The 24,358-nt window shown below is 70.9% G+C and carries 21 protein-coding genes; 9 read left to right on the top strand and 12 right to left on the bottom strand.

Going from position 1 to position 24,358, the window contains the following annotated elements; translation table 11 throughout:
- Nucleotides 1-11 precede the first annotated feature (11 nt).
- The 7 genes from ACIPFH_RS24395 to ACIPFH_RS24425 form a co-directional block, all read right to left on the bottom strand.
- Nucleotides 12-1,217: an acyl-CoA dehydrogenase family protein gene (locus ACIPFH_RS24395; RefSeq protein WP_401829348.1), complete on the bottom strand. Its 1,206-nt coding sequence runs from the start codon at nt 1,215-1,217 to the stop codon at nt 12-14.
- A gap of 2 nt (nt 1,218-1,219) precedes the next feature.
- A complete protein-coding gene (locus ACIPFH_RS24400) occupies nt 1,220-1,732 on the bottom strand; it encodes a MaoC family dehydratase (RefSeq protein ID WP_356257717.1) in 513 nt (170 codons plus the stop codon).
- Nucleotides 1,733-1,734: 2 nt separating this feature from the next.
- The gene (locus ACIPFH_RS24405) at nt 1,735-2,694 is read right to left on the bottom strand and encodes a CoA ester lyase (RefSeq protein ID WP_356257679.1); all 960 of its coding nucleotides are present in this window, start codon (nt 2,692-2,694) and stop codon (nt 1,735-1,737) included.
- Entirely contained in the window at nt 2,691-4,718 is a 2,028-nt protein-coding gene (locus tag ACIPFH_RS24410; protein ID WP_401829351.1) for a protein meaA, read from the bottom strand. Before ACIPFH_RS24410 ends, ACIPFH_RS24405 begins: the two co-directional genes overlap by 4 nt.
- A 17-nt stretch (nt 4,719-4,735) precedes the next feature.
- Nucleotides 4,736-6,079, bottom strand: coding sequence for a crotonyl-CoA carboxylase/reductase (gene ccrA, locus ACIPFH_RS24415; RefSeq protein ID WP_401829354.1), 1,344 nt, complete (start codon nt 6,077-6,079; stop codon nt 4,736-4,738).
- A 424-nt stretch (nt 6,080-6,503) separates the two neighbouring features.
- A complete protein-coding gene (locus tag ACIPFH_RS24420) occupies nt 6,504-7,319 on the bottom strand; it encodes a TetR family transcriptional regulator (protein ID WP_401829355.1) in 816 nt (271 codons plus the stop codon).
- Between the two features lie 136 nt (nt 7,320-7,455).
- A complete protein-coding gene (locus ACIPFH_RS24425; protein ID WP_401829357.1) occupies nt 7,456-9,261 on the bottom strand; it encodes a 3-hydroxyacyl-CoA dehydrogenase family protein in 1,806 nt (601 codons plus the stop codon).
- A 440-nt stretch (nt 9,262-9,701) separates the two neighbouring features.
- Between ACIPFH_RS24425 and ACIPFH_RS24430 the strand changes: the two genes are divergently transcribed.
- Nucleotides 9,702-10,283, top strand: coding sequence for an adenylosuccinate lyase (locus tag ACIPFH_RS24430; RefSeq protein WP_401829359.1), 582 nt, complete (start codon nt 9,702-9,704; stop codon nt 10,281-10,283).
- A gap of 30 nt (nt 10,284-10,313) precedes the next feature.
- Here the strand turns inward: ACIPFH_RS24430 and ACIPFH_RS24435 are convergent, their stop codons facing one another.
- Nucleotides 10,314-10,814 carry a GNAT family N-acetyltransferase gene (locus ACIPFH_RS24435; protein ID WP_401829362.1) on the bottom strand — a complete coding sequence of 167 codons (501 nt, stop codon included), beginning with the start codon at nt 10,812-10,814 and terminating at the stop codon, nt 10,314-10,316.
- A 29-nt stretch (nt 10,815-10,843) separates the two neighbouring features.
- The gene (locus tag ACIPFH_RS24440; protein WP_401829364.1) at nt 10,844-10,966 is read right to left on the bottom strand and encodes a hypothetical protein; all 123 of its coding nucleotides are present in this window, start codon (nt 10,964-10,966) and stop codon (nt 10,844-10,846) included.
- Between the two features lie 334 nt (nt 10,967-11,300).
- Between ACIPFH_RS24440 and ACIPFH_RS24445 the strand changes: the two genes are divergently transcribed.
- Nucleotides 11,301-12,446, top strand: a complete 1,146-nt coding sequence (locus ACIPFH_RS24445; protein ID WP_401829366.1) for a tryptophan dimethylallyltransferase family protein — start codon at nt 11,301-11,303, stop codon at nt 12,444-12,446.
- Between the two features lie 70 nt (nt 12,447-12,516).
- Here the strand turns inward: ACIPFH_RS24445 and ACIPFH_RS24450 are convergent, their stop codons facing one another.
- From ACIPFH_RS24450 to ACIPFH_RS24460, 3 genes are all read right to left on the bottom strand, one after another.
- Nucleotides 12,517-12,957, bottom strand: coding sequence for a RidA family protein (locus tag ACIPFH_RS24450; RefSeq protein ID WP_401829367.1), 441 nt, complete (start codon nt 12,955-12,957; stop codon nt 12,517-12,519).
- A gap of 56 nt (nt 12,958-13,013) precedes the next feature.
- The gene (locus ACIPFH_RS24455) at nt 13,014-14,591 is read right to left on the bottom strand and encodes an alpha/beta hydrolase (RefSeq protein ID WP_401829369.1); all 1,578 of its coding nucleotides are present in this window, start codon (nt 14,589-14,591) and stop codon (nt 13,014-13,016) included.
- Nucleotides 14,592-14,738: 147 nt separating this feature from the next.
- Nucleotides 14,739-15,788, bottom strand: coding sequence for an Rv2578c family radical SAM protein (locus ACIPFH_RS24460; RefSeq protein WP_401829371.1), 1,050 nt, complete (start codon nt 15,786-15,788; stop codon nt 14,739-14,741).
- Nucleotides 15,789-16,000: 212 nt separating this feature from the next.
- Here ACIPFH_RS24460 and ACIPFH_RS24465 point away from each other — a divergent pair, with 212 nt between their 5' ends.
- The 7 genes from ACIPFH_RS24465 (at nt 16,001) to ACIPFH_RS24495 (ending at nt 24,328) form a co-directional block, all read left to right on the top strand.
- The gene (locus ACIPFH_RS24465) at nt 16,001-16,444 is read left to right on the top strand and encodes an SRPBCC family protein (RefSeq protein ID WP_401829373.1); all 444 of its coding nucleotides are present in this window, start codon (nt 16,001-16,003) and stop codon (nt 16,442-16,444) included.
- Between the two features lie 152 nt (nt 16,445-16,596).
- Nucleotides 16,597-18,993: an MFS transporter gene (locus ACIPFH_RS24470; RefSeq protein ID WP_401829375.1), complete on the top strand. Its 2,397-nt coding sequence runs from the start codon at nt 16,597-16,599 to the stop codon at nt 18,991-18,993.
- Nucleotides 18,994-19,146: 153 nt separating this feature from the next.
- The gene (locus ACIPFH_RS24475) at nt 19,147-21,672 is read left to right on the top strand and encodes a SpoIIE family protein phosphatase (protein ID WP_401829377.1); all 2,526 of its coding nucleotides are present in this window, start codon (nt 19,147-19,149) and stop codon (nt 21,670-21,672) included.
- 151 nt (nt 21,673-21,823) lie between these two features.
- On the top strand, nt 21,824-22,549 hold the full coding sequence (locus ACIPFH_RS24480; RefSeq protein WP_401829378.1) for a class I SAM-dependent methyltransferase: 726 nt from the start codon (nt 21,824-21,826) through the stop codon (nt 22,547-22,549).
- Nucleotides 22,550-22,652: 103 nt separating this feature from the next.
- Nucleotides 22,653-22,994 carry a DoxX family protein gene (locus tag ACIPFH_RS24485; protein WP_401829380.1) on the top strand — a complete coding sequence of 114 codons (342 nt, stop codon included), beginning with the start codon at nt 22,653-22,655 and terminating at the stop codon, nt 22,992-22,994.
- A gap of 240 nt (nt 22,995-23,234) precedes the next feature.
- Nucleotides 23,235-23,570 (top strand): DUF6153 family protein, encoded by a 336-nt coding sequence (locus tag ACIPFH_RS24490; RefSeq protein ID WP_401830211.1) that lies wholly within the window; start codon nt 23,235-23,237, stop codon nt 23,568-23,570.
- Nucleotides 23,571-23,662: 92 nt separating this feature from the next.
- On the top strand, nt 23,663-24,328 hold the full coding sequence (locus tag ACIPFH_RS24495; RefSeq protein ID WP_401829383.1) for a DUF305 domain-containing protein: 666 nt from the start codon (nt 23,663-23,665) through the stop codon (nt 24,326-24,328).
- The last annotated feature ends 30 nt before the right edge of the window (nt 24,329-24,358 follow it).

Genomic DNA, 24,358 nt, shown 5'->3' on the forward strand with positions numbered 1-24,358 from the left:
AACTCGGACAATCACCCTTGGAACCGGTACTCCTCGAGCAACCTGCGCCCGATGATCATTTTCTGGATTTCTGCGGTGCCTTCACCGATCAGCAGCATCGGGGCCTCGCGGTAGAGGCGCTCGATCTCGTACTCCTTGGAGAAGCCGTACCCGCCGTGGATCCGGAAGGCGTCCTCCACGACCTCCTTGCAGTACTCGGAGGCGAGGTACTTCGCCATCCCTGCCTCGAGGTCGTTTCGTTCCCCTGAGTCCTTTTTGCGTGCGGCGTTCACCATCATGGCATGCGCGGCCTCGACCTTGGTAGCCATCTCGGCGAGCTTGAACTGAATCGCCTGGTGCTGGGCGATCGGCTTGCCGAACGTGTGGCGCTGCTGGGCGTAGGAGACGCCGAGCTCGAAGGCACGCTGGGCGACGCCGCAACCACGCGCCGCGACATTCACGCGACCCACCTCGACGCCGTCCATCATTTGGTAAAAACCTCGGCCGGTGACCCCGCCGAGCACCCGATCGGCGGGAAGCCGCAGGCCATCCATGATCAGCTCGGTGGTGTCCACCCCCTTGTAACCCATCTTGTCGATCTTGCCCGGGATGGTCAGGCCGGGCTGGACCTGACCGAAGCCGGGCTCCTTCTCGATCAGGAAGGTCGTCATCGACTTGTGGGGGGCCGTGCCCTCGGGGTGTCCTTCGTCACTTCGGACCAGAACGGCCACCAGCGACGACGTGCCGCCGTTGGTCAGCCACATCTTCTGGCCGTTGAGGACGTACTCGTCGCCGTCCTTCACCGCCTTCGACGTGATCGCGGACACGTCCGAGCCGAGAGCGGGCTCCGACATGGAGAAGGCGCCGCGGACGTCGCCGGCCGCCATCCTCGGCAGATAGTGGTCCTTCTGCTCCTGCGTGCCGTGCTGCTTGAGCATGTACGCCACGATGAAGTGCGTGTTGACGATGCCGGAGACCGACATCCAGCCGCGGGCGATCTCCTCGACGCAGAGGGCGTACGTCAGGAGCGACTCGCCCAGACCGCCGTACTCCTCGGGGATCATCAGGCCGAACAGGCCCAACTCCTTGAGGCCGTCGACGATCTGCTGCGGGTACTCGTCGCGGTGCTCCAGTTCGGTGGCGACCGGGATGATCTCCTTGTCCACGAAGTCGCGGACGGTGGAGAGGATCTCCCGCTGGATGTCGGTCAGACCGGCGGTCTGGGCGAGGCGTGCCATGGCTACTTCTCCTGCTCCTCGAGCTGGGGCCGGCCGGGCTGCTCGCCGCCGCGCTCCTTGATGTACGTCTCGGTCGGCACCATCACCTTGCGGCGGAACACGCAGACCAGCGTGCCGTCCTGCTTGTAGCCCTTGGTCTCGACGTAGACGATCCCGCGGTCGTTCTTCGACTTCGACGGCCACTTGTCGAGCACGGTCGTCTGCCCGTAGATCGTGTCGCCGTGGAAGGTCGGCGCCACGTGCTTGAGCGACTCGATCTCCAGGTTGGCGATCGCCTTGCCGGAGACGTCCGGCACGGACATGCCGAGCAGCAGGGAGTAGATGTAGTTGCCCACGACGACGTTCTTGCCGAAGTCGGTCGTCTTCTCCGCGTAGTTCGTGTCCATGTGGAGCGGGTGGTGGTTCATGGTGAGGAGACAGAACAGGTGGTCGTCGTACTCCGTGACCGTCTTTCCCGGCCAGTGCTTGTACGTCGCCCCGACCTCGAACTCCTCGTAGGTGCGTCCGAACTGCATCGTCACGCCTCCGGGATCTCGAACTTGCCGGTGCGCCGCATGCCGGCGGCGCGTCCCTTGCCCGAGATGACCAGCGCCATCTTGCGGCTGGCCTCGTCGATCATCTCGTCGCCGAGCATCGCCGAGCCCTTCTTGCCGCCCGCCTCGGACGTGTAGTAGTCGTACGCGTCCAGGATCAGCTCGGCGTGGTCGTAGTCCTCCTGCGACGGCGAGAAGATCTCGTTGGACGCCTCGACCTGACCCGGGTGCAGCACCCATTTGCCGTCGAACCCGAGGGCGGCGGCGCGCCCGGCGACCTCGCGGTAGCCGTCGACGTTGCGGATCTGGAGGTACGGTCCGTCGATCGCCTGGAGGTCGTTGGCGCGGGCGGCCATCAGGATCTTCATCAGGATGTAGTGGTAGGCGTCCGCCGGGTAGCCGGGCGGCTGCTCGCCCACGACCAGCGACTTCATGTTGATGGACGCCATGAAGTCGGCCGGGCCGAAGATGATCGTCTCGATGCGCGGGGAGGCCTGCGCGATCTCGTTGACGTTGTTCAGGCCCTGCGCGTTCTCGATCTGCGCCTCGATGCCGATCTTGCCGACCTCGAAGCCCATGGTCTTCTCGATCTGCGTCAGGAGCAGGTCCAGAGCGACGATCTGCTGGGCGTTCTGGACCTTCGGCAGCATGATGCAGTCGAGGTTGGGTCCGGCGCCCTCGACCACCGTCACGACGTCGCGGTACGTCCACTCGGTCGTCCAGTCGTTGACCCGGACCACCCGCGTCTTGCCCGTCCAGTCGCCCTCGTTGAGGAACTTGACGATGGTGTGCCGCGCCTCGGGCTTGGCGAGCGGCGCGCACGCGTCTTCCAGGTCGAGGAACACCTGGTCCGCCGGGAGGCCCTGCGCCTTCTCCAGGAAGCGGGGGTTGCTGCCCGGGACCGCGAGACACGAGCGGCGGGGACGCAGACGGTTGACGGTCATGCGGGGACCTCCAGGGGGTCGAGCTTGTTCGCTTTCCGGATCTCGTCGACGATGCGGCCGATGATTCCGGTGATGTCGAAGTCCTTCGGGGTGAAGACCGCGGCCACGCCGGCAGCCCTGAGCTGTTCGGCGTCTCCATTCGGGATGATGCCACCGGCGATCACCGGGATGTCTGTGGCACCGGCCACACGGAGCCGTTCGAGGACGTCCGGCACCAGCTGGGCGTGCGAGCCGGAGAGGATGGACAGGCCCACGGCGTGCACGTCCTCCTCCAGCGCGGCGTCCACGATCTGCTCGGGCGTCAGCCGGATGCCCTGGTACACCACCTCGAAGCCGGCGTCCCGCGCGCGTACGGCTATCTGCTCGGCGCCGTTGGAGTGCCCGTCCAGGCCCGGCTTGCCGACCAGGAAGCGCAGCTTTCCGACGCCCATGTCCTTCGCGGTCACGTCGACCCTGCGGCGGACGTCGGCCATGGCCGAGCCCTCCTCCGCCGGGACCGCCACCGGCGCCGACGACACGCCGGTCGGGGCGCGGAACTCGCCGAACACCTCGCGCAGCGCCCCGGCCCACTCGCCGGTCGTGACTCCGGCGCGGGCGCACTCCAGGGTGGCCTCCATGAGGTTGGCGGTGCCCTTGGCGGCCTCCTTCAGCTTCTCCAGCGCCTTGCAGGGGCGCGGGTGGTTGAAGGGCGGCTGGTAGCGGGTGTCCCGCCAGTTCTGGAGGGAGGCGACGACCCGGGCCTCGACCGCCGGATCGACGGTCTGGATGGCCGTGTCGAGATCCGCGGTCAGCGGGTTGGGCTCGGTCGTCTCGAAGATGTTGACGCCGATGATCTTCTCCTCCCCGGATTCGATCCGGGCCCTGCGCTCGGCGTGCGAGGAGACCAGCTGGGACTTGAGGTAGCCGGACTCGACGGCGGCCATCGCGCCGCCCATCTCCTGGATCCGCTCGATCTCGGTCAGGGAGGCCTCGACCAGCTCGGCGACCTTGGCCTCGATGACGTGCGAGCCCTCGAAGATGTCCTCGTACTCCAGCAGGTCGCTCTCATGGGCGAGGACCTGCTGGATGCGCAGCGACCACTGCTGGTCCCAGGGCCGGGGCAGCCCGAGCGCCTCGTTCCAGGCCGGCAGCTGCACGGCACGCGCGCGTGCGTCCTTCGACAGCGTCACGGCCAGCATCTCCAGCACGATCCGCTGGACGTTGTTCTCCGGCTGCGCCTCCGTCAGGCCCAGGGAGTTGACCTGGACGCCGTAGCGGAAGCGGCGCTGCTTGGCGTCCTGGATGCCGTAACGCTCGAGGGTGACCTTGTCCCAGATGCGGCCGAAGGCGCGCATCTTGCACATCTCCTCGACGAAGCGGACGCCCGCGTTCACGAAGAAGGAGATACGGGCGACGACGTCGCCGAACTTCTCGGCCGGCACCTGCCCGGAGTCCCGGACGGCGTCCAGCACGGCGATCGCCGTGGACATCGCGTACGCGATCTCCTGGACCGGCGTGGCCCCGGCCTCCTGCAGGTGGTAGCTGCAGATGTTGATCGGGTTCCACTTCGGGATGTGGGAGACCGTGTAGGCGATCATGTCCGTCGTCAGACGGAGCGAGGGCACCGGCGGGAACACGTGCGTGCCCCGGGACAGGTACTCCTTGACGATGTCGTTCTGGGTCGTGCCCTGGAGCCGCGTGATGTCCACGCCCTGCTCCTCGGCGACGACCTGATAGAGCGCCAGCAGCCACATGGCGGTGGCGTTGATCGTCATCGAGGTGTTCATCTGCTCCAGAGGGATGTCCTGGAACAGCCTGCGCATGTCACCGAGATGGGCCACCGGCACGCCTACCCGGCCGACCTCGCCGCGGGCGAGGACGTGGTCGGAGTCGTAGCCGGTCTGGGTGGGCAGGTCGAACGCGACCGACAGACCCGTCTGGCCCTTGGCGAGGTTGCGTCGGTACAGCTCGTTGGACGCCTCGGCCGTGGAGTGACCGGCGTACGTGCGCATGAGCCACGGCCGGTCCTTCTGACGCTCAGTCATCTATGACCTCGGGTGTCTCAGATGTTGCGGAAGCGGTTGATGGCGTCGATGTGCTGGGCGCGCTTCTCCTCGTCGCGCACACCCAGACCCTCCTCGGGGGCCAGCGCGAGGACGCCGACCTTGCCCTGGTGGAGGTTGCGGTGCACGTCGTAGGCGGCCTGGCCGGTCTCCTCCAGGGAGTAGACCCTCGACAGCGTCGGGTGGATCTTGCCCTTCGCGACCAGCCGGTTGGCCTCCCAGGCCTCGCGGTAGTTGGCGAAGTGCGAGCCGATGATCCGCTTCAGGGACATCCACAGGTAGCGGTTGTCGTACTCGTGGTTGTAGCCGGAGGTCGAGGCGCAGGTGACGATCGTGCCGCCCTTGCGCGTGACGTAGACGGAGGCGCCGAAGGTCTCGCGGCCGGGGTGCTCGAAGACGATGTCGACGTCCTCGCCGCCGGTGAGTTCGCGGATGCGCTTGCCGAAGCGCTTCCACTCGCGCGGGTCCTGGTTGTGCTCGTCCTTCCAGAACCGGTAGTCCTCGGCGGTGCGGTCGATGATCGCCTCGGCGCCCATGGCCCGGCAGATCTCCGCCTTCTGGGGCGAGGACACGACACAGATGGGGTTGGCGCCGCCGGCCAGCGCGAACTGCGTGGCGTAGCTGCCGAGGCCGCCGCTCGCGCCCCAGATCAGGACGTTGTCGCCCTGCTTCATGCCGGCGCCGTTGCGGGAGACCAGTTGCCGGTAGGCGGTGGAGTTGACGAGGCCGGGGGCCGCCGCCTCCTCCCACGACAGATGGTCCGGCTTCGGCATCAGCTGGTTGGACTTCACCAGCGCGATCTCCGCCAGGCCGCCGAAGTTGGTCTCGAAGCCCCAGATGCGCTGCTCGGGGTCGAGCATCGTGTCGTTGTGGCCGTCCGACGACTCCAGCTCGACGGACAGGCAGTGCGCGACGACCTCGTCGCCCGGCTTCCAGGCGTTGACGCCCGGGCCGGTGCGCAGGACGACGCCCGCGAGGTCGGAACCGATGATGTGGTACGGCAGGTCGTGCCGCTTGGTGAGCTCGCTGAGCCTGCCGTAGCGCTCCAGGAAGGAGAACGTCGACACCGGCTCGAAGATCGAGGTCCACACGGAGTTGTAGTTGACCGAGGAGGCCATGACAGCCACCAGGGCCTCGCCCGGGCCGAGCTCGGGAAGGGGGACCTCGTCCAGGTGGATCGACTTGCGCGGGTCCTTGTCGCGGGTGTCCAGGCCCGCGAACATCTCCGTCTCGTCCTTGTGCACGGTGATCGCGCGGTACGACTCGGGGAGCGGCAGGGCGGCGAAGTCGGCCGAGGTGGAGTCCGGCGACTGGATCGCGTCGAGAATGGCCTGTGTGGTCACGGTGTTGCCTCCGGCGATGAGCGCCCTGAGGGCGGGGCGCTGAGGGTTACGTCGGTGTGCTGCTGAGGGTCTTGGGAAACGCCGTCGGTTCGGCGGCGGTGCTGTTCGGCAGCGCTTTGTGGCGCGGGAGGTTGCCTGTGACGCAGGCGTCCGGGCGCGCAAACCAGTGGTTTGCGGGGACAGCCGACGTACGAATGGTCTCTGCACGCCGGCCGCCCGGACACCTTCAACGTATGACACCGCGTGTCACCTCGCAAGGCACTGAGTGCCAGAACTTGGCCTCAGCTGAAATCTTTACGTAACAAATGAGCGATGATCGATCGAACGGGCTCTGAATTCCGCGCGAAAAGGGGCTCTGACATGCCAAAACGGCCACCCGATGGGGTGGCCGTCGTCACAGCGTGCGAAGGGTTCCGAGCGGTGCTCAGCGCTCCTTGAGGGCCTGCTCGATGGTGCGCATGACCTCGTCCAGCGAGGCGTCGGTGCGGGCGACCGTCACCAGGACCTCGCCCTGCGCGGAGATCGTCGCCGGGGCCTGCTGGGCGGCGCCGGCGCTGCTGCGGCCGGCCCCGATGCCCGTCCCGAACGTCTTGCGCACGATCGCGAAGGCGTGGTCGAGCTGGGTCTCGACGTCGCCCTGGCCGCCGGCTCTGAGCCAGCGCCTCAGGACGTGGTTGTGGGCGGTGACCACGGCGGACGCGGCGACCTCGGCGAGCAGCGGGTCGTCGTTGGCGTCGTCGTCGTGCGCGTGCTCGTCGAAGTGACCGAGGAGATAGCGGGTGAAGAGCCGCTCGTAGCGGGCCACCGACGCGATCTCCGCCTCACGCAGGGTGGGCACCTCGCGCGTCAGCTTGTAGCGGGCGACCGAGATCTCCGGCCGGGCCGCGTACATCTTCATGACCTCCTTGATGCCGCGGCACACCGTGTCGAGCGGATGCTCGTGCGCCGGGGCCGCGTTGAGCACGGCCTCGGCCCGGATCAACGTGTCGTCGTGGTCGGGGAAGATCGCTTCTTCCTTGGAGCGGAAGTGGCGGAAGAAGGTGCGGCGGGCGACCCCGGCCGCGGCCGCGATCTCGTCGACGGTGGTCGCCTCGTACCCCTTGGTCGCGAACAGCTCCATCGCCGCGGCCGCCAGTTCCCGGCGCATCTTGAGCCGCTGGGCGGCCGCGCGGCTGCCCGCGGCACTCTCCGGCGCGTCGGGCGTGGCTGGTGTACGTGAGGACCTGGCGGGCTGGGGCATGACCCGAACGTACTGCATGTGCGCAGCTCGACGTGCCTGTCCGGGGTTTCCCCCGCCCGGGACGGGCGGGGGTGCGCCTGCGGGGTCGAGCAGTCCGCCCCAGTCCTCTTCTCCTCGCAGCCGGTCGCCGACGCCCTCAGCGGCGGGCATATTCGCGGAAGCCGCGGCCGGTCTTGCGGCCGAGGCAGCCCGCGGCCACCAGGTGCTCCAGGAGCGGGGCGGGAGCCAGTCCGGGGTCGCGGAACTCGCGGTGCAGGACCTTCTCGATCGCGAGGGAGACGTCGAGTCCGACGACGTCCAGCAACTCGAAGGGTCCCATCGGGTAGCCACCGCCGAGTTTCATCGCGGCGTCGATGTCGTCCAGGGTCGCGTAGTGCTCCTGCACCATCTTGATCGCGTTGTTGAGGTACGGGAAGAGCAGCGCGTTCACGATGAAGCCCGCGCGGTCCCCGCAGTCGACCGCGTGCTTCTTGATCCGGCCGCACACCTCACGGACCGTCGCGTGGACGTCGTCGGCCGTCAGGACCGTACGGACGACCTCGACCAGCTTCATCGCCGGCGCCGGGTTGAAGAAGTGCATCCCGATCACGTCCTGCGGGCGCGAGGTGGCGCGGGCGCAGGCGACGACCGGCAGCGAGGAGGTCGTCGTGGCGAGGACCGCGCCGGGCTTGCACACCTTGTCCAGCGTCGCGAAGAGCTGCTGCTTGATCTCGAGATCCTCGGCGACCGCCTCGAGGGCCAGGTCGACGTCGGCGAAGGCGTCGTAGGAGCCGGCCGGAGTGATCCGGTCCAGGATCTGGGCGGCGGCCTCGGCGGTCAGCCGGCCCTTGTCGACGGACCGGGAGAGCGACTTGCCGATCCGGGCCTTGGCCGTCTGCGCCTTCTCCTCGCTGCGGGCGGCGAGGACCACGTCGTAGCCCGCCTTGGCGAAGACCTCGGCGATACCGGAGGCCATGGTGCCGGAGCCGGCCACGCCGACCGAGGCGACCGGACGGCCGGCGGCCCCGGCCCCGCCGGAGAGCGGGGTCAGCGCGTCGGGGACGACCGTCGCACTGCCGGGCGCCTCGTACGTGTAGAAGCCACGGCCCGACTTCCGGCCGGTCAGCCCCGCCTCGCTGAGCTGCTTGAGGATCGGCGCGGGGGCGTGCAGCCGGTCGTGGGACTCGGCGTACATGGCCTCCAGGACCGTACGGGCCGTGTCCACGCCGATCAGGTCGAGCAGCGCGAGCGGGCCCATCGGCAGTCCGCAGCCGAGCCGCATCGCCGCGTCGATGTCCTCACGGGAGGCGTACCGGGCCTCGTACATCGCGGCGGCCTGGTTGAGGTAGCCGAACAGCAGGCCGTCGGCGACGAAGCCGGGGCGGTCGCCGACCGCGACGGGCTCCTTGCCGAGATCGAGGGCGAGGTTGGTGACGGCGGTGACCGCGGTGGGTGCGGTCAGCACCGAGGAGACGACCTCCACCAGCTTCATCGCCGGCGCCGGGTTGAAGAAGTGCAGGCCCAACACCCGCTCCGGACGCGCCGAATCGGCGGCGAGCCGGGTCACCGAGAGCGCGTTGGTGCCGGTGGCGAGGATGGTCTCCGGCCGCACCAGCCCGTCCAGCTCGCGGAAGATCTGCTGCTTGATCTCGTACGACTCCGGCGCCACCTCGATGACGAGGTCGGCGTCGGCCGCCGTGCCGAGGTCGGTGGAGACACGAACGCGGGCCAGGAGCGCCGTGCGCTCCTCGTCGGTGAGCCGGCCGCGCTGCACGGCACGGGCGGTGGAGGCCTCCAGCGCGGCGAGGGATCGCGCGGCCTGGGCCTCGCTGATGTCGATGCCGACCACCTCCCGGCCGGCCTTGGCCAGGACCTCGGTGATGCCGGTGCCCATCGTGCCGAGGCCGATGACGGCGATCGTCTGGAGCGGGGACAGAGGGGTGTCGGACAGGGGAGCGGCCATCGCGGGACTCCAGGAATGAGGTGACGACTGGGAACGCGCCCGGTGCGCCGAGCGGCCTTCGCGAGGCCTGGGCGCACCGGGAGCGGAGAAAGGGTTGCGGGTGTTGCCGGGCTGCAAGCGCACACGCCCGGTGCCGTCGCCGCGGGCGCGCACACGCCCGGAGGACGAACGGAGAGATCCGACCGGCCCTGTCCCGTGGCCGGGTCGTACAGCGGTACACGGAGTACCGATGTGGCTTCTCTCGCGGCGACTGCGTCACCAGGCCACCACGAGGAGGTGAGGCGAGTGGGTAACTCGCTCTTATGAGCTTAACCGGTGGGTAACGAGCGCGCCAGCCCCCGTGACTGTGACCTGTTCCGCTCGAACGGCCCCACCCGGCGGGGCGGGCCGGGTGCCCGGTTCGCGCCTGAGCGCCACGGCCCAGCCCCTACGCTCGGCACATGGACGAAGAGTTGCGATCACTCACGGAGCGCTTACGGCGCGAGTCCGGCGCGACGGTGGCGTACGAGCGGCTGGCCCGCACCGCCGACCACGACGAACTGGCCGGTGTGCTCACCGAGTCGGGGCAGCCGCTGTGGGCCCGCGAGCTGGCCGCGTTCCGGCTGGGTCTAGCCGGGGACCGGCGCGCCTTCGAGGCGCTCGTCCTGCTGCTCAACCACCGGGACCCGCCGCGCTGCTCCTCCGCCGCCTACGCGCTCACGCGTCTCGACGACCCTCGCACCGCCCGTGCCGCGGCCACGCTGGCCACCAACGAACTGCGCGTCGCCTATGCCCTGCACCCCGTCCGGCTGCTGGTGGAACTGCGTGCGCCCGAGTCCGTGCCCGCGCTGATCACGACGCTGCGGCGACGACTGCGGCCGCACGACCCCTACCGGCGGGTGGCCCTCGCGTGCGTGGAGGGGCTGGGCACGCTGGGCGACGGGCGTGCCCGCCCGGTGCTCGAGGACGCCCTGGCCCATCCGGTGCTCGCCGAGGCGGCCGTGCAGGCGCTGGCGCGGATCCCCGGCCAGCGGAAGGCGTAGCGGAACCGCGCCGCATGAGCGCGGGCGGTGTCAGACCGGCCGGTGCCTGACGTACCGCACCTCGGGCACCGCGACGCCCTCCACCTCGAAGGGCTCCTCGGCGCCGTCGGCGTGGAACCCGGCGCTCTCGTAGAACCGGCGGGCCTGGGCGTTGCCCTCGAGGACCCAGAGGTACACGCGGGAGCGTCCGAGGGCGTCGGCGTGTCGCACCGACTCCTGGAGGAGGACCCGCCCCACGCCCGTGCCGATGTGCTCGGTGTCGACGTAGAGGGCGTACAACTCGGCGTCCGGCGTGCGGGCCTCCCCGTCCCGGTAGGCCCCGTGGGCGGCCCAGCCGACCACCCTCCCGGCTCGCTCCGCGACCAGGTTCACCACGTCGGCGCCGCCCTGTCCGAAGCGGTTCCGGCGGTGCTCGGCGTCCTCGCTCGCGCTCAGCGCGTCCAGGTACGAACGGGGCAGCAGGCCCCGGTAGGCGGCCTGCCAGCCGCGGACACGGATCTCGGAGACGCGCTCGACGTCGGCAAGCGTCATCTCGCGCACGAGCGGGGTCGGCGCGCGCCTCACCCGCCCGGCACCGCGGACGCCGCGATCTCCCTCGGGAACTCCGGGCGGACCGGGCCGGCGGCCCGCGCGGCCGCCGCGGCGCCTCCAACGGGAGCGGAAGGCCTGGTCGGTTCACTCATGCGTCCATGGTGGACCACGCCCCTGGCAACGCCCCGACGGGTCGGCGTCCCGCACGGCATGCGTGCGTCGCCGTGAGGTTTCACGCTGCGTCCCGCGCGACTGGCCAGGTACGTAAAGGGCGTATGGCCGATCCATCTGCTGAGGGGGCAATATGTGCATTATTTATGGCAATTAGCGGGTCGAGGATTTGTCGCTCATTAGTTCGTGATTCGAATACCTTCACTACGGGAAGATCGCCCTCCGCCGAAACCGCGAAGGCTGGGTACGCCCGTCGGGCTGCCGAAGTGACCGCGGACGAGGCCGAATTGGTCCCGCTATGGAGGGTGATGGACAGTGACCAGTGCGCAACTCCCCGACGAGAGATCCGACCTGGGCGAGAGATCCGACCTGGGCATGCGTGAAGACCCGAACAAGACGTTCGGGCAGTTCCTGGAAGAAAAGTGGACAGCGGTCTGCCACGGCCTGGGGGTGGACCAGTGGGAGACGGAGACCGTGCTGCGGGACCTGCGGGAAGTGATCCACCCGTGGGGCTCACGGCCCGTCGGAACGCGCTGCGATCCGCCCTCGTTCGTCTCGGCGGACGGTTTCCCCGCCGAACTCTCCGTCAGTTGGAAGGGCGGCCGGCCCGAGGTCCGCATCCTGTTCGAGTCGCTCGGCTCCGAACGCACCCCGCTCGGCTGTCAGGAGGCCGGGCGGGAGCTGACGCGCCGGCTCGCCGGAAGCCCCGGGACGGACATCGCGCGCTACCTGAGCATCGAGGACCTGTTCGTCACGGCCGCCCCCGATCGCTACCGGGCGACCCTCTGGCACTCCTTGGCCTGGAGACCGGGGAAGCGGCCCCACTACAAGGTCTACCTCAACCCGCAGGTGCACGGCCTGGACCGCGCGTACGACGTCATGGCGGAAGCCATGCACCGGCTGGGCCTGGCGGACGCCTGGGAGGCGGTGGGGGACCGCGGAGCGGAACTCGCGCGGCGCGGACACGAGTTGGAGCTCATGGCCCTCGATCTGGACGCCGGAAGCAGCCCGCGGGTGAAGGTCTACTTCCGGCACCGGCCGATGCCGATGGATGAGCTGGACACCGTGGCGGCCTTGGCACACCGCTACGAGCCGGCCCGGGCGGCCCGGGCGCGCAGCGTCATCTACGGGAGAGACGGCGGCACCGTGGACAACGAGCCGATGACCTGCCTGGCGTTCCGGGAGGGCACGTCCGGCCCGGAGGAGGCCAACATCTATCTGCGGCTGCCGGACAACACCCGTTCCGACGCGGAGGCGGCCGTACGCGTCGCGCGGCTCATGGAGCTGGAGGGGATCGACCCGCGTCCGCACGCCGAGATCCTGCGGCAGTTGACGGTGGAACCGCCGGAGGACACCGGGGGGCTGCAGGAGCTGTGCAGCTACCGGACGATTTCGCCCGAGCTGCCCGCCCACATCGGCGTGTACCTGCGGTTCAGTACCTATGCCGACCCTCCGGCCTGAACAGGAGGCGAAGCCGCGCGGCCGAGCACACGGCGGTATCGCGTCGGACCTCCTACAGGCTTATGGGCGGCTACAGGCTTGTGGGCGGCGGCCCGGCGTACGAACGCGGCGGCCGTCGGTCCACCACCGCGAACGCCTCGATCTCCATCAGGAACTCCGGGCGGACCAGCGCGGCGACCTGCACGGCCGAGGCGGCGGGGAGGCGGTCGTCGGCCATGTGCGCGGCGCGGGCCGTGCGGATCGCCGGCATGTGGGTCATGTCCGTGACGAAGTAGGTGAGTTTGACGACGTCGTCGAAGGTGGCCCCGGCCGCGGCGAGGCAGCGGCCCAGGTTCTCGAAGACCTGGCGGGCCTGGGCCTGCGGGTCGCCCTCGCCGACCGGTCTGCCGTGTTCGTCGAGCGGGAGCTGACCGGCGACGGCGACGAAACGGCCGGTGCCCATGACGACATGGCTGTACTGGGCCGCCGCGGCGACTCCGTCGGGGGCGGAGATCCTGGTCAGTTCGCTCATGCGTCCATGGTGGACCACGGGTCTGACAACGCCCCCGACGGGTCGGCGGTCACCGCTCAGCCGCGGAACCCCAGCAGCCCGTGCAGCGTCGAGCCGTGGGCGTTGCGGGCCGCGACCTTCGCGGCCGGCGGCTTCGGTTCGGGCTGGGCCTTGCACACCGCGTCGACCTGGCCGCTCCCGCGCGGCACCGTGCCGTCGGTCAGGTATGCCGCGAGGTGCTTGTCCAGGCAGGCGTTGCCGCTGAGCGTGATGCCGTGGTTCTGGCCGCCCTCCTCGACGACGAGGCTGGAACCGCGCAGCAGCGCGTGGACCGTCGCACCGCCCTCGTACGGGGTGGCCGCGTCGTTCGTCGCCTGGAACAGCAGGACCGGCGGCAGCTCGCCGTTGATGACGTTCACCGGTCCCGCGGGCTCGGTCGGCCAGAACGCGCACGGTGCGTTGTACCAGGCGTTGCTCCAGGTCATGAACGGCGCCTTCTCGTACATCGACCAGTTGTCCCTCCGCCACTCGTCCCAGTCGCGCGGCCAGAACGCGTCACGGCACTGCACCGAGGTGTAGACGCTGTAGCCGTTGTCCCCCGCGGCGTCGACGGCGGCGAGGTTCTCGTACGCCTCGACCAGCGGGCCGTCGTCCTTGCCGTTCACGTATGCCGCGAACGCCTCGGCGAGGTGGGGCCAGTAGCCGTTGTAGTAGCCGCCGGGCAGGAAGGTGTCCTCCAGCTCCGAGGCGCCCACCCGGCCGTCGGCCGGCTTCTCGGCGAGGGCCGCCCGCATCGCGTACCACTTGGTCTCGACCCGGGCCGGGTCGGTGCCGAGCCTGTAGGTCTCGTCGTACTTGGCGATCCAGGCCATCAGGGCGCGGTGGCGGTCGTTGAAGGCCAGATCCTGGGCGAGGTTGTCCTCGTACCAGACACCCGTGGGGTCGACGATCGAGTCCAGGACCAGGCGCCGCACCCGCTGGGGGTAGAGCTTGGCGTACACCGCGCCGAGATAGGTGCCGTACGAGTAGGCGAAGTAGTTCAGCTGCCGCGCGCCGACCGCGGCACGGATCGCGTCCATGTCCCGCACGGTGCTGAGCGTGTCGATGTGGGGCAGCACGCTCGCGTACTTCTTGGCGCAGGCCGCGGCGAAGGACTTCGCGCGCGCGACGTTCGCCTGCTCGATCGCCTCGGTGGCCGGCACCGAGTCCGGGCGGACGGAGCCGAAGTGGCCGGGCCGGCAGTCCAGCGCGGGCGTGCTCCTGCCCACCCCGCGCGGGTCGAAGCCGATGACGTCGTACTGGGCCGACACGGCCTTCGGCAGCGCCGAGGCGACGAATCCGGCGAGGCTCAGCCCCCGGCCGCCGGGGCCGCCGGGGTTGACCAGCAACGGGCCCTGGTACGTCTTCGAGGTGTGCGGGACGCGGGACAGCGCCAGCGTGATCTGCTTCCCGCCCGGCTGCTCGTGGTCGAGCGGCACCTCCAGGGACGCGCACTGGAGCTTCGGCTGAGCGGTGGTGGCGCAGCCCTTCCAGCTGAGCGCCGCCGCGCGGGCGGGCTCCGCGGAGTGCGACGGGCTGGCGCCGGCGGGTACGGCCGTGACCGTCCCGGCCACGACGACGGCGGCAGCGCACAGCACGGCTGCGCGTTGGTTCATGGAGTGCTCCCGGGACGACGAAGAGGCCGGAGACGGCCGGACCGCGCAGGTCACGGCCCTCGCCGCATCGTCCCGAGAAGAGCGTCCGGCAGAACCTGTTCCGGCGTTGTTTGACCCGTTCGGGTCGCCGGATCCGCTCGAACGCGCTCAGATCAGCGAGAGCTGGGTCGGCCCCGCCCCGGTCGGCTCCGCCACCGGCTCGGCCTCGGGCGGCGGGATCCGGCGGGGCATCGCCGCGCGCGTGGGGCCGATGCCGTACTCCTCGGCCAGCTCGTGCACCTGACGGGTGATCCGCCGCTGGTACCACTTGGGTGCGTAGGCGCCGTCCGCGTACAGCCGCTCGTACCGGCGCACCAGATGGGGGTGGTGCTGCCCGAGCCAGGCCATGAACCACTCGCGGGCGCCGGGGCGCAGATGCAGCGCGAGCGGGGTGACGGAGGTGGCCCCGGAGGCCGCGATCGCCCGCACGGTGGCGCGCAGCTGGGCGGGCTCGTCGCCGAGGAACGGGATCACCGGCGCCATCAGCACCCCGCAGTCGATGCCGTGGTCGGTGAGGGTCCGCACGGCGTCCAGGCGCCGCTGGGGGGCCGGTGTGCCCGGCTCCACGGTGCGCCACAGCTCGGTGTCGGTGAAGCCCACGGAGACCGAGACGCCGACGTCGGTCACCTCGGCGGCCTGCCGCAGCACGTCGAGGTCGCGCAGGATCAGGGTGCCCTTGGTCAGGATCGAGAACGGGTTCGCGCGGTCGCGCAGGGTGGACAGGATGCCCGGCATCAGCCGGTAGCGGCCCTCCGCGCGCTGGTAGCAGTCGACGTTCGTGCCCATCGCGACGTGCTCCCCGTGCCAGCGGGGCGAGGCCAGCTGGCGCCGCAGCAGCTCCGGGGCGTTCACCTTGACGACGATCTGGGTGTCGAAGCCGATCCCGGTGTCGAGGTCGAGATAGCTGTGCGTCTTGCGGGCGAAGCAGTACACGCACGCGTGCGTGCAGCCGCGGTAGGGGTTCACCGTCCACTCGAACGGCATCCGGGAGGCTCCTGGCACCCGGTTGAGGATGGAGCGGGCCCGGATCTCGTGGAACGTGATGCCGGCGAACTCGGGCGTGTCGAACGTCCTGGTCGTGACCGCGTCCGCGCCGAACAGCGCGGCGTCCGCCGGCCGGTCGTGGCGGGACTCCACGGTGAGGTTCTCCCAGCGCATGACGCCTCCTCGGTAGCACTGCCCCCACAATAGAACATCTGTTCCCATGATCGTGCGACGGACCTTTCGTCAGCCGTTTCCGATCGCCCCGCGATCGCTTCCTAGGCGCTTCCGGGACCCCGATTTGGGCGGCCGTGGACCGGGGTGGTTGGCTTGCCCCGAACCTGAGGAACCCCGAACAACCCTGAGCAACACGGACCTGGAGGAACCCCATGGCGCAGGTCGAGGCCACCACCGAGCGGGTCGTCGCTGCGGACCCGGAGAAGGTGTTCGACACCATCGCCGACTACAGCGGCGCGCGCGGGAAACTGCTGCCCGAGCACTTCAGTGAGTACGAGGTGCGCGAGGGCGGCGACGGCGAGGGCACTCTCGTCCACTGGAAGCTCCAGGCCACCAGCAAGCGCGTCCGTGACTGCCTCCTGGAGGTCGCCGAGCCGACCGACGGCGAACTCGTCGAGAAGGACCGCAACTCCTCGATGGTCACCGTTTGGCGGGTCACCCCGGCGGGCGAGGGCAGGTCCCGCGTCGTCGTCACCAGCACGTGGAACGGCGCCGGCGGCGTCGGCGGCTTCTTCGAGAAGACGTTCGCGCCCAAGGGCCTCAACCGGATCTACGACCTGATCCTCGCCAACCTGGCCGCCGAGGTCGAGAAGTAGACCAACCCCCGTGCCCTCCCCGCGCGTTGGCTCCTTCACCGGTTCGAGTGGATCTCCCTTGTGACCGGGATGGCCCCGTAACTCGTCGCGCTTGCTCGTAGTTGTCGCTTTACGCGGGAATTGTGTGGCAGGTGCGACGAGGGGAGCGGCACATGGGCGGGACCACGCTGGCACAGGACGAGCCGGTCACGGCGGCTCCCGCACAGGACCCGCCTCCGGCGCCGGCCACCGCGACGGAACCCGGCCGACGCCGGGTGCGACTGGTCTTCTTCTCCCTGATGCTCGCGCTGCTCCTCGCGGCGCTGGAGCAGATGATCGTCGCCACCGCCCTGCCGAAGATCGTCGGCGAGCTGCACGGCCTGGACCGGATGTCCTGGGCGATCACCGCCTACCTGCTCACCGCCACCGTCGGACTGCCGGTCTACGGCAAACTCGGCGACCTCCTCGGCCGCAAGGGCGTCTTCCAGTTCGCGATCGTCGTCTTCGTCATCGGCTCCGCGCTCGCCGGGCGGGCGGGGACCATGGACCAGCTGATCGCCTTCCGCGCCGTCCAGGGCGTCGGCGCCGGCGGACTCATGATCGGCGTGCAGGCGATCATCGCGGACATCGTGCCGCCCCGGCAGCGCGGCCGGTTCATGGGCCTCATCGGCGCCGCCTTCGGCCTCGCCTCGGTCGCCGGACCGCTGCTCGGCGGCTACTTCACGGACCACCTCTCCTGGCGCTGGTGCTTCTACGTCAACGTCCCCTTCGGCCTTCTCACCCTCGCCGTCGTCACCGTCGTGCTGAAGCTGCCGAAGCCGACCGCGAAACCCCGGTTCGACGTCCTCGGCGCCCTGTTGCTCGCCGCCGCCTCCACCTGCCTGGTCCTGCTGACGAGTTGGGGCGGCACGGAATACGCCTGGGACTCCGGCGTCATCCTGGGGCTGGGCGGGGGAGCGGCCGCCGCGACCGCACTGTTCCTCGCCGCCGAACGTGCCGCCGCCGAACCCCTCATCCCCCTGCGGCTGTTCAAGGACTCCGTCTTCGACGTCACCGGACTGGTCGGCCTGGTGACCGGCATCGCGCTGTTCGGCGCCGCCAGCTATCTGCCGACCTTTCTCCAGATGGTCGACGGAGCCACCGCCACCGAGTCCGGGCTGCTGATGCTGCCCATGATGGGCGGCATCGTCGTCGCCTCGGTGCTCTCCGGGCAACTGATCACGCACACCGGCCGATACAAGATCTATCCCGTGCTCGGCAGCGCCCTCTCCGTCCTCGGCATGTGGCTGCTGTCCCGGCTGGAGGTCGACACACCCCGGCTCCAGTACAGCCTGTGGATGGCCGTGCTCGGCGCCGGCATCGGCCTGGTGATGCCCGTCCTCGTCCTCGCCGTGCAGAACTCCGTACGCCCCGCCGACCTCGGCACCGCCACCAGCGCCAACAACTACTTCCGGCAGATCGGCGGCAGCGTCGGCGCGGCGGTCTTCGGCACACTCTTCGCCGACCGGCTCACCGACGCCCTGCACGCCCGCCTGCCCGCCCGAGCGGGCGGCGGCCTCCCGGACCCCGAGTCCCTCACCCCGCAGCTCGTCCACGCCCTGCCCCCGGCGCTGCGCGACGCCTACATCCGGGCCTACGCCGACGCCATGCCGAGGATCTTCCTCTACCTCGTACCGGTACTGGCCCTCGGCCTGGTCATCGCCTTCTTCCTCGAGGAGAAACCGCTGGTGTCCCACCACGCCGCCGAAACGCCGACCCCGCCGGAGAGCACGGCGATCCCGCAGGCCCACCCGCTCCGGGCGCCGCACGGCGCGGGCATCCCCGTCCGCGGCACCGTGCGGCACCCGGACGGGACGGCGGTGGCCCGCGCGGCGCTCACGCTCATCGACGTGAGCGGACGGCAGACCGGCCGGGGCGCCGGCGGCGAGGACGGGCGGTACGCGCTGTCGGCGCCGGGCTCCGGGGCGTACGTCCTGATCGCCGCCGCCGGGGGCCACCAGCCGCAGGCCGTCTCCGTCACCGTCGGCGAGCGCCCCGTCGAGCTGGACATCGTCCTCGGCGGCGCCGGACGCCTCGCCGGGAGCGTCGTGACCGCGGACGGCACCCCGGTGCGGGAGGCCACCGTCACCCTCACCGACGTCCACGGCGAGGTCGTCGCCAGCACTCGCAGCGGACGCGAGGGCGGCTACGTCATCACCGAGCTGGTCGCCGGGGAGTACACCCTCGCCGCCAGCGCGGCCGCCCACCGCCCGGCCGCCCTGCCGGTCAGCGTCCAGGCCTCCCGCGAGACCCGCCAGGACGTCGAACTCGCGGGCGGCGCCCTGCTGCGCGGCACGGTCCGAGCCGGCGGCGGGAGACCGGTCGAGGACGCGCGCGTGACCCTGCTGGACGCTGCGGGCAACGTCGTGGACACGCTCATCACCGGGCCGGAAGGCATGTTCCGCTTCGTCGACCTGTCCTGCGGCGAGTACACCGTCATCGCCGCCGGTTACCCGCCGGTCGCCACCGTCCTGCACATGGCGGGCGGCGGGCGCACCGAACGCGACCTGCAACTCGGCCACGAGGACTGACCGCGTCGGGAACGGACGCCGGGACGTGCGGCTTACCCCGGCGCGCCCCGCTGAAACCAATTCGAGGATTGCCGCACATGCCGATGGACACGCGCCGTACGGTGGTGACGGCGGGACAGATCTTGCACAGCTCTGGGAGAGAGGGCCTGGGCCATGGACCGTGGCACCGAGAGGGACGCACCTCCCAGCCGCGGAGCCGGCAGTGGCGTGGGCGACGCGGCGAGCGAAGCGGGGCGGGAGCAACCCCGTCCCGAGGGCGGGGGAGGGTCCGCAGACCCCGGGCGCGTCCCGCTGGCCGTGGTCGTGGTGGACCGTGAGGGTCTCGTCTCGCACTGGAGCACCGGCGCACGCCGGCTCTTCGGAGTCGGCAAGGAAGAGGCGATCGGTCAGCCCGCGATCGACCTGCTCCCCGTCTCCGGCGCGCTCCCCGAGCCGGACGACGACCTCATCGACGGGGGATACGGGGACTACGCGGCCTACGACGGTCTCGGGCCGGGCCTCGACTCCTCCCTCGACCGCGGCCTCGGCTACCCGGCCGCAGGCCGCGCCCGGCTGACCGTGCCCGACCGCGACCGAGGCCGGGTCGACGTGCTGTGGTGGGCCTACCCACTGGTCGGACCCGGCACGGAACGGCTGCTGGTGCTGGCCGCCGACGCGGAGGGACTGCGCCAGGACGACCCGGCCGACCCGCTGGCCGTCGAACGCATCGCGCCCGCCTTCGCCCTGCACACCGACTTCCCCGGCGCCTCGGAACTCGCCCGCCGACTGCCCGAGATCCTGCCCAGCATGAGTGTCGGGGAAAGCGCCCGCATCGTCGCCCAGGTCCTCGAACTCGGCTATCCCGTACTGGAGTTCAGCCAGAACGACCGGGTGCCCGTCACCCCGGACTGGGGCGTGGCCCGGCGCGTCGAGCGCAGAGCGCGCCGTGAGCGGGCCGCCCGCGCCGCCGCCGAAGGGGCGCCCATACCGCAGGAGCTCGCCGACGAGCGCGAGGACCTCGAGTACGTCGCCGTCCGCGAGCGGCTGGAGTTCCTCAACGAGGTCAGCGGCAGCATCGGCACATCCCTGGACCTCTCCCGCACCATCCTCGAGGTCAGCAGAGCCGTCGTCCCGCGCTTCACGGACGTCGCCGGCACCTATCTGCGCGAACAGGTCGTCGCCGGCGAGGGATTCCCCGACGGCGTGCCGGACACCACCACCATGTGGCACCGGGTCGCCGTCGAGCACACCGACGAACCCGGCCGCTGGGACGACGTCGTACCCGTCGGCGAGGCCATGCCGTTCCCCGCGCACACCCCGTTCTTCCAGTGCATGACCACCGGCCTGCCCGTCCTCGTACCCCGCATCAGCGAGCAGATGGGCCACGCCATCGCCTCGCAGTTCGAGAAACGCGACATCCGGCCTCTCATCACCGGCCGTTCCATGCTGGTCGTCCCGCTCAAGGCCCGCAACGTCGTCCTCGGCTTCATGATCCTGCTGCGCCACCCCGAGCGCGCCCTCTTCAACGACATGGACCGCGTCACGGGCGCCGAACTCGCCGCCCGCGCGGGCCTCGTGCTGGACAACGCACGCATGTACACCTACCAGGAGAGCGTCGCCGAGACCCTCCAGGACAGCATGCTGCCGCACATCCCGCCGCGCATGGCGGGCTGCGACATCGCCACCCGCTATCTGCCGGGCACCCTGCTGGGGCGGGTCGGCGGCGACTGGTTCGACTCGGTGAAGCTGCCCGGCGCACGCACCGCCCTCGTCGTCGGCGACGTCATGGGGCACGGCCTCAACTCCGCCGCCATGATGGGCCAGTTGCGGACGGCCGTGCAGACCATGGCCGCCCTCGACCTGCCGCCCGCCCAACTCCTGCGCAATCTGGACGACTTGGCGCAACGGCTGGGCGACACCTACCTCGCGACCTGCCTGTACGCCGTCTACGACCCGATCGAGGGCGAGCTGCACCTCGCCAACGCCGGCCACATCCCACCCGTGCTGGTGCGTGCCGTCGACGGCCGCAGCGAGCTCCTCGAGCTGCCCACCGGCGCGCCCATCGGCGTCGGCGGAGTGCCCTTCGAGGCGGTACGGGTGCGGGTGGAGCCGGGCGACCGGCTGGTGATGTGCACCGACGGGCTGGTGGAGGTGCGCGGCGAGGACATCGGCGTGGGGCTCGCGACCCTCTGCGAGTCCGCCGCCCACCCGGCGGCCTCCATGGACGACGCCTGCGACACCATCATCCGCGCCCTCAACACCCGCGGCGGCCGCAAGGACGACGTGGCCCTGCTCCTGGCCCGCCTCAACGGCATCGCGCCGGACGACGTCGCCGAATGGCGCTTCCCCCTCGACCCGGCGGAGGTCGGCCGGGCCCGCGCGGTGGTCCGCGAACAGCTCCACGGCTGGGGCCTGGCGACACTCGCCGACGCGGCGGAGCTCATGGTGAGCGAGCTCGTCACCAACGCCGTACGGCACTCCCGCCGGACCCCCGTGGCCCTGCGCCTCGTACGCGGCGACACACTGCTGTGCGAGGTGGAGGACGACGACCACGAACTGCCCACCCTGCTCAGTGCCGGACCCGGGGACGAGTCCGGGCGGGGGCTGCGCGTGGTCAGCACGCTGGCCCGCGAGTGGGGCACCAGCCGCACGGGCGCGGGGAAGTCCGTGTGGTTCGAGCTGACGCTTCCGCGCCGCTGAGCACGGCCGACCCGGACCTGCGGGACGGCGGACGGATCTCGAACGAGGCGTGAAGGAATGCGCACCACGCTTGTCGCGCCGACCGGGGAGCGATAGACCGTACTCGCCCGTCACTCGCGGCGGATCGGCCTTGCATTCTGGGGAGTTGTGCATGAGCGTGACGAGTCGTTACCTGGAGGCGTGGGAGGGCTTCTGGCGCGAGGCTCCGGGCGAACCCGGCGGCGTGTTCTGGGACGCGGACCCGAAGGTCACCGCAGCCCTCCACCTGGCGCTGTTCGAGCCCCATCTCGCCTATCCCGGACTGGCGTTGGTGGACCTCGGCTGCGGAAACGGCACCCAGACCCGGTACTTCGCCGACCGGTTCCCGCATGTGGTCGGCGCCGACCTGTCCGCCGCGGCTCTCGACCACGCCCGCCGCGCCGATCCCGCCGGACAGGCGACGTACCGGCTGCTGGACGCGACCGAGAAGGGCGCGGGCGAGACGCTGCACGCCGAACTCGGGGACGCCAACGTCTACATGAGGGGCGTCCTGCACCAGTGCGAGCCCGACGACCGGCAGCCGCTGGTGGACGGCATCGCCGCGCTGGCGGGGGAACGCGGCCGGGTCTTCCTCGTCGAACTGTCGGAGGCCGCCCGCCCCGTCCTCGGCGCTCTGGCGCAGAACCCGGCCGGTCCGCCGCCGAAACTCGCGCCGATCTTCCGGCACGGCATCGCCCCCGGCGAGGTGGCCGACGACGCGGTGCCCACGTATCTGAGCAGCGCCGGACTCACGGTCCTGGCTTCGGGCGAACTGCCGCTTGTCACCACCGAGTTCGCGCCGGACGGCACCCTCGTCGAGCTGCCGTCGAAGTGGCTGGTCGCCGCTCGCCTCGAGTGACCGCCCTCACATCGAAAGCGGCTCCCGCGGCTGTCACACTCTTGCGGCGCACCGTGTCAGGGGGGTGAAGGAACGCCAGGAAACCCCCTGAGGAGTTGCTGAGATGTCAACCGCATACGTCGTCGTCACCGTGGTCGGAGCCGTCATGGCGGGCTTCTCGGCCGCCTCGATCTTCCTCGGCGCCGAGTGGACGCTGAAGCCGCTGGCCGACTACGGAGTGCCGCGCTCGTGGTGGCCGTGGCTCGGCGCGGCCAAGGCCGCGGGCGCGGTCGGTCTGCTGGCCGGGCTGTTCGTGCCCGTGGTCGGCGTGCTCGCCGCGATCGGTCTGGTCCTGTACTTCCTCGGCGCCGCCGTCACCGTGGCGCGGGCCCGCTGGTTCTCGCACCTGCCGTTCCCGCTGGTCTACGCGGCCCCCGCGGTGGCCTCGCTGGTGCTGGCGTTCTGAACACGGTGTGGGGTGGGGGGGGGGGGGGCCGGCCGCCCCCCCCCCCCCCCCGGGGGCGGGGGGCCCGCGGGGGGGGGGCCCCCCCCCCCCCCCCCCCCGCGCCCCGCACCCCCCCGCCCCCCCCCCCCCCCCCCCCCCCCCCCCCCCCCCCCCCCCCCCCCCCCCCCCCCCCCCCCCCCCCCCCCCCCCCCCCCCCCCCCGGGGGGGGGGGGCCCCACGGCGCTGCTCGTTCTCGGGCTGCTGGCCGGGTTGCTGGCGATGCACGCCCTGGCTCCCGGCGGGGCGGTTCACGAGCACGCCGGTCCGCCGCACCCGACGACCACCGCGGTCAGCGCGGTCAGCGCTCATGACGGGTGCTCCGGAGACGGCGGGGACTGTGGCGGAGGACATCTCCACCACGCCGACGCCACCTGCGTGGCGGCCGCGCTGAGCGGCACACCGGCCCAGCCCGCCCTGGTCCCCGACCCCGTGACCGCCCCCGCTCGTGCGGACACGGTCCGCTCGTTCAGGGCCGGGGCCCCGGACTGCGCACGCGCGCCACCCTCACTGGCGGAACTCCAGCTCCTGCGGATCTAGACACCCCACCGCACCACGTCCACGGCACAGCGACGCGGTGCGCCTCGGCACGTCCAGATCGCCTTCGCAGAACACACAGCAGGAGTTCCAGCATGCGCAACACCCGTACCCTGACCCGCCGTGCCCTCCTCGGGGCCGTGGCCGTCACCGCCGCGCTCACCCTCGCCGCCTGCGGCGGCGGCAGCGACAGTAGCGGTGACGCGGGCAGCGACAGCTCCGCGTCGTCGTCCGCGAGCGCCGGCAACACGGCCGGCGCCACCGACGGCGCGCACAACGCGCAGGACGTGACCTTCGCGCAGGGCATGATCCCGCACCACCGTCAGGCCCTGGAGATGGCGGCGCTCGCCGCCGACCGGGCCTCCTCCGCCCAGGTCAAGGACCTCGCCTCGCGCGTCGAGAAGGCACAGGACCCGGAGATCAAGACGATGAGCGGCTGGCTGACGTCCTGGGGCGAGGACGTCCCGGCCGCCTCCGACAGCGCCGCCGAATCCATGCCCGGCATGGACCACGGGGCCGGGTCCGGTATGCCCGGCATGATGGACGGCTCGGACATGGACAAGCTCGACAAGGCGTCCGGCGCGGACTTCGACACCATGTTCCTCACCATGATGATCGAGCACCACAAGGGCGCCGTGGACATGGCCACCACCGAGAAGAGCAAGGGCGACTACGAGCCCGCCACCTCCATGGCCGACGACATCATCACCGCGCAGACCGCCGAGATCTCCGAGATGAACAAGCTCCTCGGCAAGAGCTGACCCTGTGCGGGGGGCCGGTTTCCGCACCGG

Source organism: Streptomyces sp. NPDC088157, assembly GCF_044741545.1.
GTDB lineage: Bacteria > Actinomycetota > Actinomycetes > Streptomycetales > Streptomycetaceae > Streptomyces.

What these genes read in the sequence shown, in the direction of transcription:
- ACIPFH_RS24395 (WP_401829348.1), bottom strand. Translation starts at nt 1,217, where the DNA reads ATGGCACGCCTCGCCCAGACCGCCGGTCTGACCGACATCCAGCGGGAG.
- ACIPFH_RS24400 (WP_356257717.1), bottom strand. Translation starts at nt 1,732, where the DNA reads ATGCAGTTCGGACGCACCTACGAGGAGTTCGAGGTCGGGGCGACGTAC.
- ACIPFH_RS24405 (WP_356257679.1), bottom strand. Translation starts at nt 2,694, where the DNA reads ATGACCGTCAACCGTCTGCGTCCCCGCCGCTCGTGTCTCGCGGTCCCG.
- ACIPFH_RS24410 (WP_401829351.1), bottom strand. Translation starts at nt 4,718, where the DNA reads ATGACTGAGCGTCAGAAGGACCGGCCGTGGCTCATGCGCACGTACGCC.
- ACIPFH_RS24420 (WP_401829355.1), bottom strand. Translation starts at nt 7,319, where the DNA reads ATGCCCCAGCCCGCCAGGTCCTCACGTACACCAGCCACGCCCGACGCG.
- ACIPFH_RS24425 (WP_401829357.1), bottom strand. Translation starts at nt 9,261, where the DNA reads ATGGCCGCTCCCCTGTCCGACACCCCTCTGTCCCCGCTCCAGACGATC.
- ACIPFH_RS24430 (WP_401829359.1), top strand. Translation starts at nt 9,702, where the DNA reads ATGGACGAAGAGTTGCGATCACTCACGGAGCGCTTACGGCGCGAGTCC.
- ACIPFH_RS24435 (WP_401829362.1), bottom strand. Translation starts at nt 10,814, where the DNA reads ATGACGCTTGCCGACGTCGAGCGCGTCTCCGAGATCCGTGTCCGCGGC.
- ACIPFH_RS24440 (WP_401829364.1), bottom strand. Translation starts at nt 10,966, where the DNA reads ATGAGTGAACCGACCAGGCCTTCCGCTCCCGTTGGAGGCGCCGCGGCG.
- ACIPFH_RS24450 (WP_401829367.1), bottom strand. Translation starts at nt 12,957, where the DNA reads ATGAGCGAACTGACCAGGATCTCCGCCCCCGACGGAGTCGCCGCGGCG.
- ACIPFH_RS24455 (WP_401829369.1), bottom strand. Translation starts at nt 14,591, where the DNA reads ATGAACCAACGCGCAGCCGTGCTGTGCGCTGCCGCCGTCGTCGTGGCC.
- ACIPFH_RS24460 (WP_401829371.1), bottom strand. Translation starts at nt 15,788, where the DNA reads ATGCGCTGGGAGAACCTCACCGTGGAGTCCCGCCACGACCGGCCGGCG.
- ACIPFH_RS24465 (WP_401829373.1), top strand. Translation starts at nt 16,001, where the DNA reads ATGGCGCAGGTCGAGGCCACCACCGAGCGGGTCGTCGCTGCGGACCCG.
- ACIPFH_RS24470 (WP_401829375.1), top strand. Translation starts at nt 16,597, where the DNA reads ATGGGCGGGACCACGCTGGCACAGGACGAGCCGGTCACGGCGGCTCCC.
- ACIPFH_RS24475 (WP_401829377.1), top strand. Translation starts at nt 19,147, where the DNA reads ATGGACCGTGGCACCGAGAGGGACGCACCTCCCAGCCGCGGAGCCGGC.
- ACIPFH_RS24480 (WP_401829378.1), top strand. Translation starts at nt 21,824, where the DNA reads ATGAGCGTGACGAGTCGTTACCTGGAGGCGTGGGAGGGCTTCTGGCGC.
- ACIPFH_RS24485 (WP_401829380.1), top strand. Translation starts at nt 22,653, where the DNA reads ATGTCAACCGCATACGTCGTCGTCACCGTGGTCGGAGCCGTCATGGCG.
- ACIPFH_RS24495 (WP_401829383.1), top strand. Translation starts at nt 23,663, where the DNA reads ATGCGCAACACCCGTACCCTGACCCGCCGTGCCCTCCTCGGGGCCGTG.